Below are 8,558 nucleotides of genomic sequence, written 5' to 3'. Positions count from 1 at the left end.
GGGTCAAGTGATCTCCTTGACGCTAGGCGTTTTCCTTCCTAGACTCCTAGGTGGTTGAAGGAGGGAAGAAGCATATGAAAATGCGAAAATAAGGGAGAAAGACTCAAATTTTAAGGGGTTAAACCGAAAGCAACGCACTACAGCCCATCGCTTTTCTATCATAAACAAGGGGAGGCAAACCTCATCTCCCTCCCCTTCCACAACCATACCGCTCAGCTTTCCTCACGAGTGTACCAAGTAAAATCCCTGCTTGCTCGCTTCTGTTGATACGGAATGAACACCGTTTTCATAATCCGGTCCCGGCCCATTTTGGCACTGGTTCCATCGAAAGAGCTGATACTCTCAAAAGTTGCCTTTGGCCCCATGTCGTCGAGGTATTGCATCACCACGCATTCACTGAATGCGGTTTGTTCACCCAGCAAGGCGCTAAACGTTTGCCCCAATTCCTCGCGCACCTCTTGGCTCACCGCTTGCAGGAAGCTTCCCCTTTTTCCCAAATAATGCAAGTGAAGAAGCAGCTCCTTCAACAAAGACAACTGCTGCTCGGCAAGCCCTTTTGTTTGGATGGCAATGGCAAGCTCGCCGTCGAAGAAAACATACTCGCGAAACCCTACGGAGGAGATAAAAGCAGGTCCCGTCTTTTTGTCCTTTGGCTCGGTTTGAATTTTGATGAAGCTGTTGTTCACAATCGCTTGCCTGGGCGGCTCGAACCGGATATCCAGATCGCGAATCCACGGAAAAATTTCCTTTCCCTCGACCCCTTTGCGAAAAGCCGCATCCAGCAGCGCCATTTTCACGCTGTACATGGTCGGAACGAGATTCGTTTTTCCTCCGGAACTCGTGGAAGAAGATGTCCGCAGAGAAAACAGGGAGTTAGGCGAGTACGTCGTCACCAGCCACATACATTTACCCTACCTGTTCGATCAGGTCGACCATGATCTTTGTAAATTCAGCCTGGGACGAAAACTGGAAAGTAGTAATCGTCTCCGGATACAAGCGATTCAGTTGTGCCTGGATACTCTGCAGCTCCTGGGAAAAGTCTTTTTTCAGAGGACTGACTGTCGGAGCTGGCACCGTAGAAGTAGAAACAGAGACAACGCCTGCAAAATTCACGATGTGCGGGAATTGCGTATTTCTGTGCGCGCCAAGCGGCTTGATAAACGTGAGCAAGACACTTTCGAGCAGCGCCTTCACTCGCTCCTTGCGAGCCTCCGCCGGAATCTGGTACTCCCGCTCTACATCATTGAAGCCGACTCGGGATAATTCCGCATTCATGACAACGGCATACTCCCCGGAGCTGGCAGGTCTGTAAAAAATGTTTTGTCCGAGGTTAGCGCCAGATTCACCGCCAGAGCCTTGCCCCCGATTCGGATCGAATTTCACGTGAAAATACGATTCGGTTCTTGTTTTGTCCGGGAGCCCGACCATCCATCCAAACTCGACCGTCGACTTGCGTGGGGTAGAGCGTCCGCCTTGAGTAATCAACACCCCTTCAAGGTCATCCACGACGCAATGCTGGAGAACTTTTTTCACCGTATCGCTAATGGCATTTTTATCTCCAAGCGTTTGAATAAAATCGCCGTCCGCATTAATCCGGTTTGCATTAAACTTCTGGCAGCCTGCACACAACGGCAAGCCTTTTTCCACCGCGATCCCGTGCAAGTGCTCGGCTTGCATGTGTTTTAGCATATCGCCGGAAATCGCATTGACAACGGTTGGCTGACCATCTCCATCCACAATGTGAACCATGCGTGTCTGAAGCTGATTGCCCTCAGCTCCCTCGTTGTTCAGCGCATGCATATCGAGAGTCAGCAATCCTGAGATGGACAGCGATTGAAAAGGGACGCTCATATTTCTACCTCCTCATTGGTATAAGCCAAATCTGCCTCTTGATCTTCGGTATCCGTGCCTTTGTCATCTTTGCACGAAGCAAAGGCGATCAGCAGCATGGCAATCGCTTCTGTTTCCTTTTGATTCGGAAAACGGTCCAAGAGCTCGGCAAACTCTTGCAAATCTTGCATGGATACCCGTTTGCGGCGACGGCCTGGCGCTTCCCGCAGTTGTTCCTCGCGTCTGGCGTTCTCGTAGTTGAACTCGCTAATAAATTCGCTAATGACCGTGAGCAGCTCCTCGCGAAACTTCGCCTTTCTTTTGATTTCCTGAAACAGCCCGTATTTGATTTCAAAAATTTGTCTGCCTTTTGCTTTTGCGTACTGCTCGCTGACCGTCGCTTGTCTGATCGCCTTGGCGATGTTTTGAAAGCCTTTGTTGTTGATCACTTCTACCACAGGTAACCGAGGTTGGCTCAACGTAAACAACTCCTCCAAATGTTTTTTCACAAACGACCTCGTCGGTTTTTTCGCTTCCCTGCGCTTCATGCTCCAGCAACCGTAGCTGCCCAGGAAGCGGAGAAACGACAGCCAATCATCGCCGGAAAGAAAATCGCGGTACAGATGGAGCAGCTCGGCTTCTTCTGTCTTGTCCTCATCCAGCAAAAACAAAACACCGCGATGCTCCTCAATAAACGTTTTCCAGCGGACGATATGCGCTTCCTCCTGCACGCTAAACCATTGCGGCAAGCCGATGCTCGCGATATTGGAAATGGGCTTGGCTGAACCTAGCGATTTGAAATAGGCAGTCTGCACAGCCGAAAACACATCCCTGGGCGCCTCGCCAACTTGTACTCTGTAAGCCCAATCCGTGCCTGTCGGAACATCGGCTTTATCCATCAGAAAGAGCACAAGGTCAAATACAGCCAATATATCTGCTTTCCGCGATGTACGGACATAGCTGAACTTGAGTTGTTCCAGCTCGCTCAAGTGACGGTAGCTCGCTCTTGCCGGAACCACCACGTTCATTTTGATGTCGTCGCCAATCGAATTGCCGGACAGGACGACATCTGAGCCAATAAAGCGCAGCCATTCCTCGAACCAGTCGACAAACGCAGACGGCAACGGACCACGCCCTGCACCGTCTGCTTTCAGGCGGTTAATTCCTTTTCCTACGCTCGGATTGAACACTTGGACGGCAGCGACTTTCGGGTTGAATTTGGTTGCAGCCTCACTAGCAAGCCGCCCGTTTGCAAGAGCTGCCAATTTCGCAACAACTGCCTGAGCCAGCTCTTCTTGTTTGGCTGCGACAATCTCCTCCAGCAACTTGTTCCGGGCGCTGATTCCTTGCAAAATGTTGACCTTCTGATAGACGTAAAACTTTGGTGACACATCGTGCAGTTCGTCTTGCTCTTCCCCTGCCTTTTTCCGCTTACGTGCCTCGCGATAGGCATCGGCAATCGCCTTGTTTGCCACATAATCAAAGGGGACGGTACCGTCGGGAGCATTTTCCCCAGGCTTTGTGACGATAAACGAATAGAGCGGGTCCCGCTGCAATACGGAGACTCTTTCTGCGTGCAGCTCGACTGGCTCCGCCAGCGTTACGCAAAAGCGACTGCTCTCTTCTGTCACGGTCACCACCGCGTCGCCGCCTCCTTGCAACGCCCAGAGCATTTTCGTCAAGCCCACTGCCGCAAGCGTATCGGCATAGGTTCCGGTCCGCTTCCCGACGTAAAACTCACGATAGCATGACATCTGTTTCCTCCTTCCCGTTGTTCTTCTCGTTTTTCACCTGCTGAGAAGCCCGATCCGCCAGTCTCAATCTGCGCGACAAATACCAGTACAGGGCCAGCACGTCGTTGTTTCGCAGCCAGCTCACAAGCTCGTCCAGACGATGCCGAATCGACTGCGGCTTCAAGAAGGGCTCATACGGCAAGCCTTGCAAGCTTTTTCGCACATGCTCTCTGGCTCCCTTGCAAAAGACAATGGCTTCGGACTCCTTGCTGTAAGCGTTGTGATGGCGCATGATGGCAAGCAGGATCGGGACGGCAATCTTCCTGTCAAACGTCTTGCCGCACCATTCCTGCAAGGCGACCGCTCCCTCCACGGCGTGATGCGGTGGCCTGTAATTCCCGGTGCGATAAGCATCCCGCTCTTCCGGATTCGTACCGTCAAAATCGGTGTGGGCCAGCAATTCCAGCTCTTCTTTTTGTTTGTACTCCGTCTGCCAGCGCCGCATTTTGCGCTGTACTTCCACCCCGAGCTTGCCCACATCGTGCAGAGCAGTCGCCAGATCGGCTATTTCCTCTATCTGCTCGGGAGTCATTCGAAACCTTCTGGACAAAAAATTGGTTGCCTGTAAATACTTCCCACTCTGTTCTCTGTTTCGTGCACGAACGTCTTGTACATGCTCCAAATACGTTTCCCGCTGGTAGCTGAAACGCTGAATAGATGCCTTTTCCCCGCTCTCCAAAAATTCCGACACCCGCTCGTCAGCTTCTGCGCAGTTCAACGACGCTTTTTGAAGCTGCAATCCGACAACCGCATGGTACTTCGCCAGCTTGGGCGACAAAAGTACCGTCATATGCGCGAGGACTTCTTTTGGCGATTGGATCGGCTCCCACGTAACACGAGCTGAAATATCCTGTGCGTCCGGAAACCGGGGAACAAAAATGAGTCGGTTGTTTTCCCATTCCTCTTTTGTCCACTCTAAACCGCTGAGGAAAAAGTACAGCCCTCTGCGTCCCATCGACACCATTTCCGGCTTCCGATGCAAATCCACTTCATCAGGCGAATGGTGGATAATCATCGACACATTGTCGATCGCCCGAACCAGCTCGCCCATATCGGCATCTCCGCGTATCAAAGCACGGGAAATCTGGTCTTCCCGCAAAAACAAGTCATGCATGACCAGCTCGATCCGCTTTCGGTCGATTTCGCCGTGTACGGTCTCGATCAATTGCTTTTCCAGCTCATGCGTCAAAATCGTCCCTGACTCAAGCTCCTTTAGCACCCGCTCCGTTCGAAGCATCACCTGGTAGTCGTCGTTCTCTTCCTTTTTGCCCTGCCTGGAGACATAAGGGAGAAAATGTTCCACGCCTCCTTCCCTTAGCGAGTACACCTCTACCGTCCCTTCCTGCCCGGCAAAACGGGCGCACCTGCCTATCCGCTGCAACAGCGCGTTGGCGGGGCACAAATCTGTCAGCAGCAGGGTGGCGGAAATATCAAGCCCTGCCTCTACCACCTGTGTCGCAATGAGGATCGCTTCCTTTTCCGAATCCCGGGAAAAAGCTTTCAGTACCCAAGATTCAACATCCTCGCGATGGGTTGGAAACATGCGAGAATGCAGCACTCGTACCTCTATCGCCCGTCCCTCGTTTTCCAAGATGCTCGTCAGCTCGAAATACAAACTTTGCGCCCGCTTGACCTCATTGACAATGACCAATGTCCGTCCGCCCTGGTGCCTGTTCGCGATGTCCTGCCCGCTCATCCGCTTGTCGCGCCAATACAGGCTGCGCGTTCTCGTTGACAGCTTTTCCAACTCTTCTGTTTGCAGCTTCACACTCATACCATCGAGATGTTTCACCAGCGCCGACACTACAGGCTCCGGAGAAGTAGCTGTCATTAGCAAAAAGCGCGTATAAGGGTGCAGCCGCTTCATCATATCCAGAAATGTCGGAAGTGCTTCCGTGTACGAAAGCAAATGAAATTCATCGATGACGACATACGCGCCGATCAGCGCGCCAGCGGGAATGTTGGCCGCTGCCTTTGACGTTCCGAAAGGCAGTCCGATGTAGGCGCTAAGCAGTTGGTCGATGGTCGTGAAAATGACATCGCCTTGGAACAGTGGGTCGTTTGGTTGGTTGCCCATTTGGAGGGTTGATGTGACTTGTTGCCCTTTTAGTGCGTCTTTTGTGGATTCGTAGAGGGAAGAGGCCAGTGTACGCAGTGGTAAACAGTAGATGACTCGGTCTGCAAAATCTCTTTTTTGCTTGCGGGCATACAAGAAAGGAGAAAGAGCTGCCCACGTTTTTCCCGCACCAGTTGGAGCAGTCAAGACTAGATTTCGACTTTGCATCAGCAGTTCCGCGACTTTTTTCTGGTAAGGGTAAGGCTCAATCGGACTGCTTGCTGCTTTGGCGCCGAATAGCTCTGCAAAGAAATCCTGCATACGAACACCTCCTGCTTTGGGCATTAACTTTTAGTCCCCTTGATGGGTCATTTTTTTTGATTGCAAACTTTAAAAATAAATTTCAGTCCCATTTGTTAGGTCCACAGTAAAAATACACCATAACAAATTGGAAAATCAAGCTCCCCTTATTCTTAAATTTTTTACATCTTGTTTAAAAAACGGTGGGAATGCTATGCACTAATCCAAAAGGAAAAACACCCAGCCTTATATCCCACCGAAGTAACTGCTTCGTTACCTTCACCGCTCCAATTATTCCTCTACATGCCCCCTACTCTTATTCGCCCCAAATCAAACGCCGTATTTTTCCCAACGTGAACACGCTCCGCCGCCTTCAGCCACGGCAGAAACTCCGCAAGTTCCCCTTCGTACACAGCCCATCCCACGACGCCCCCCATCTTCATTTTCACATCTTGTCTCGCAGAATATCTGTCGTAGTCCAGCCACTTCACTCTTTTCGCCACAAGCCGCACTGTCTCCGCACGCTCCACCAGCTCGCGAATCGGCCACTCTGGCGCAACATCATGATGAAATTGCAGCAACCCCGTCATACGGCGCAACAGGGTGCGAAACAGCACATGAAACTGTATATCGTCCGTGTACTTTCCTTTCCATTTCAACCGCAAAGGCGTCTCGAAAAAAATCATGATTTTCCCCGTTCCACTCGCCTCCGCTGTACGAGCGCGCTCTATAATCTCTTTGCCCGTGATGACGATTGGCTGGTGTACAATCCCGCTCTCATGTTCCATGTACACTCTGCGCTGCTTCCCGTTATACTCGTCTCTGTTCTCTACATGAATGAGCCGATACGGCTTTCTGCCTTTGCCGATCCCTTCTCGTCCTAATTCTTTGAAAGTCGTCACGAACAAAGGCGCGTAATCAATCGCCTTGCCAAAAAGCCGCAAATCGAACGTCAGCCTGTCGCCTGCCTCGTAGTGCGTCTGTTTATCCTGCGGCACCTCGAACAGATAGGGGCGGGGAACTTGGTCGTATTTCCCCATAAACCCATCCTCCTGGTCCGGCCTTGTTTCAAAAACGTACGGATACGCACAGTAGGATAAAGCGGTACAGGAGCCGCAAGCCTGCTCGGGATGCATACAGGACAAGCGTTTGAAAACGTGGCCAAACGCTCCGCGAAAGGTAGATGCCTTCCAAGCTGGCAACTCCAGCCCCCGCTCCCCTGCCTCTAATGTAAAGCGATACTCCGCCACTTTCAGTTCCTCAAACAATGGTTGTTCCTCCTGCTAGTCCCCTTTGCCGGGTCTTCAATCAACGCACTTTCCGTTCTTACACTGGATAAATTCGGTATTTTCCCTCTCTTTCCTTCATATGCCAACAGTCGAAAACGCCTTTCTCCTCATGAAAAAAGGCGTTTTTCCTTTTCTTCGGACCGACTGTCAGCTTTCGTCCAAAGGATCTGCATTTTTTTCCATAAATTCTCCCTAGCTTGCAAGTCACAAGGCACCTCCATGTAACTCCCTGTAGCTGTCATATACAAGCCTGCACGGTCTACTCGCCAATGCAACAATTTTTCTACTGCATAAGCATACAGTTGGAGCTGCGGCGTATATTTTTCGACAATTCGTTTGACCTGCGTAGCACTTTTATATTTGTGTGTCTTGAAGTCTACAACAGTAGCCTTGCCATCTGCTCTCAGCCATACTTTATCGATAACCCCATTGAGCGACAAAGTGCCCCTTTCCTGGACATCCTCAAATAATCGCACCGCAAATGGCATTTCACTGTAGATTCTTTTCCCTTGGCAGCATTCTTTATGCAGATCACTATTCATGTAGGTAACAATTTCAGCCCCCAACTTTTCCCAGGCAAATACACGAGCCTCTTGACTTGTCAAGCCCACTGAAGCCAACGCTATTTTCAAAAGGTGTTCGCGGACATACTCCAAATCGTGGTCACTTTGCAAATGCTCCAAAACCCGGTGGAGAACATGCCCCCATTCGTATGCCTCCAGACTGTTTTTTCATTGAACACGGTACGGGATTTCTTCTCTACTTCTTTTGATTCCCTGTTCATCTGCCAACCGTTCGACCCACTCTGATACACTCCAGATCCGATTAGGAACATTGTTGCTCTCCTTGTCCAATTGCCTAGCCCTGTAGCGGGATTCAGGCTTTTCCATCACACGAATCTTTGGAGTCACCCGTTGGAATTGTCTCGGCATTTCCCCTACTCTTACTTGCAAACGCCAATCCTGTCTCATTACTACCTGTTCACTTACCCCATCTCGCAGTTCAGGTACAAGCAACGGGAGCCAATCAAACCAATTGGAACACTCTTCGATTGAAGACTTTTCGGAAAAGGAAGCAGCAGCTCCCGAAAATACCAGCAATTCCTGTGCACGTGTCATGGCAACATATATTGAGACTCCCACGGCTAAAGCCGCAAGCCTTCTACCTTGCGGTGTACGGGTGGGATTCTTGAATGACTAAGCGTTCGCAGTCCATTTCTGTTTTGAACAGCCTTCAAGATGAGGGCATCTCATTGCCCCTCCTAAGACAGTGCATATAGCATCTTAGGCT

6 protein-coding genes are annotated in these 8,558 nt (G+C 50.7%); all 6 read right to left on the bottom strand.

Features of this window, described 5'->3' with window-relative positions; genetic code table 11:
* Nucleotides 1-212 precede the first annotated feature (212 nt).
* Entirely contained in the window at nt 213-902 is a 690-nt protein-coding gene (locus AC27IT_RS27375; RefSeq protein ID WP_025845205.1) for a hypothetical protein, read from the bottom strand.
* Nucleotides 903-906: 4 nt separating this feature from the next.
* The gene (locus AC27IT_RS27370; protein ID WP_007778808.1) at nt 907-1,851 is read right to left on the bottom strand and encodes a DevR family CRISPR-associated autoregulator; all 945 of its coding nucleotides are present in this window, start codon (nt 1,849-1,851) and stop codon (nt 907-909) included.
* A complete protein-coding gene (locus AC27IT_RS27365) occupies nt 1,848-3,584 on the bottom strand; it encodes a hypothetical protein (RefSeq protein WP_025845206.1) in 1,737 nt (578 codons plus the stop codon). Before AC27IT_RS27365 ends, AC27IT_RS27370 begins: the two co-directional genes overlap by 4 nt.
* Nucleotides 3,568-6,000 (bottom strand): CRISPR-associated helicase Cas3', encoded by a 2,433-nt coding sequence (gene cas3 / locus AC27IT_RS27360; RefSeq protein ID WP_025845207.1) that lies wholly within the window; start codon nt 5,998-6,000, stop codon nt 3,568-3,570. The genes AC27IT_RS27365 and cas3 overlap by 17 nt, the downstream gene beginning before the upstream one ends.
* Nucleotides 6,001-6,278: 278 nt before the next feature.
* On the bottom strand, nt 6,279-7,247 hold the full coding sequence (gene cas6 / locus AC27IT_RS27355) for a CRISPR system precrRNA processing endoribonuclease RAMP protein Cas6 (RefSeq protein WP_025845208.1): 969 nt from the start codon (nt 7,245-7,247) through the stop codon (nt 6,279-6,281).
* Nucleotides 7,248-7,375: 128 nt separating this feature from the next.
* On the bottom strand, nt 7,376-7,990 hold the full coding sequence (locus AC27IT_RS27350) for a PD-(D/E)XK nuclease family protein (RefSeq protein ID WP_268871435.1): 615 nt from the start codon (nt 7,988-7,990) through the stop codon (nt 7,376-7,378).
* Nucleotides 7,991-8,558: the final 568 nt, after the last annotated feature.

This window comes from Brevibacillus sp. YAE8, assembly GCF_057543335.1.
Note: the sequence above shows the minus strand (reverse complement) of the source record. Positions and strands in the feature narration are given on the sequence as shown.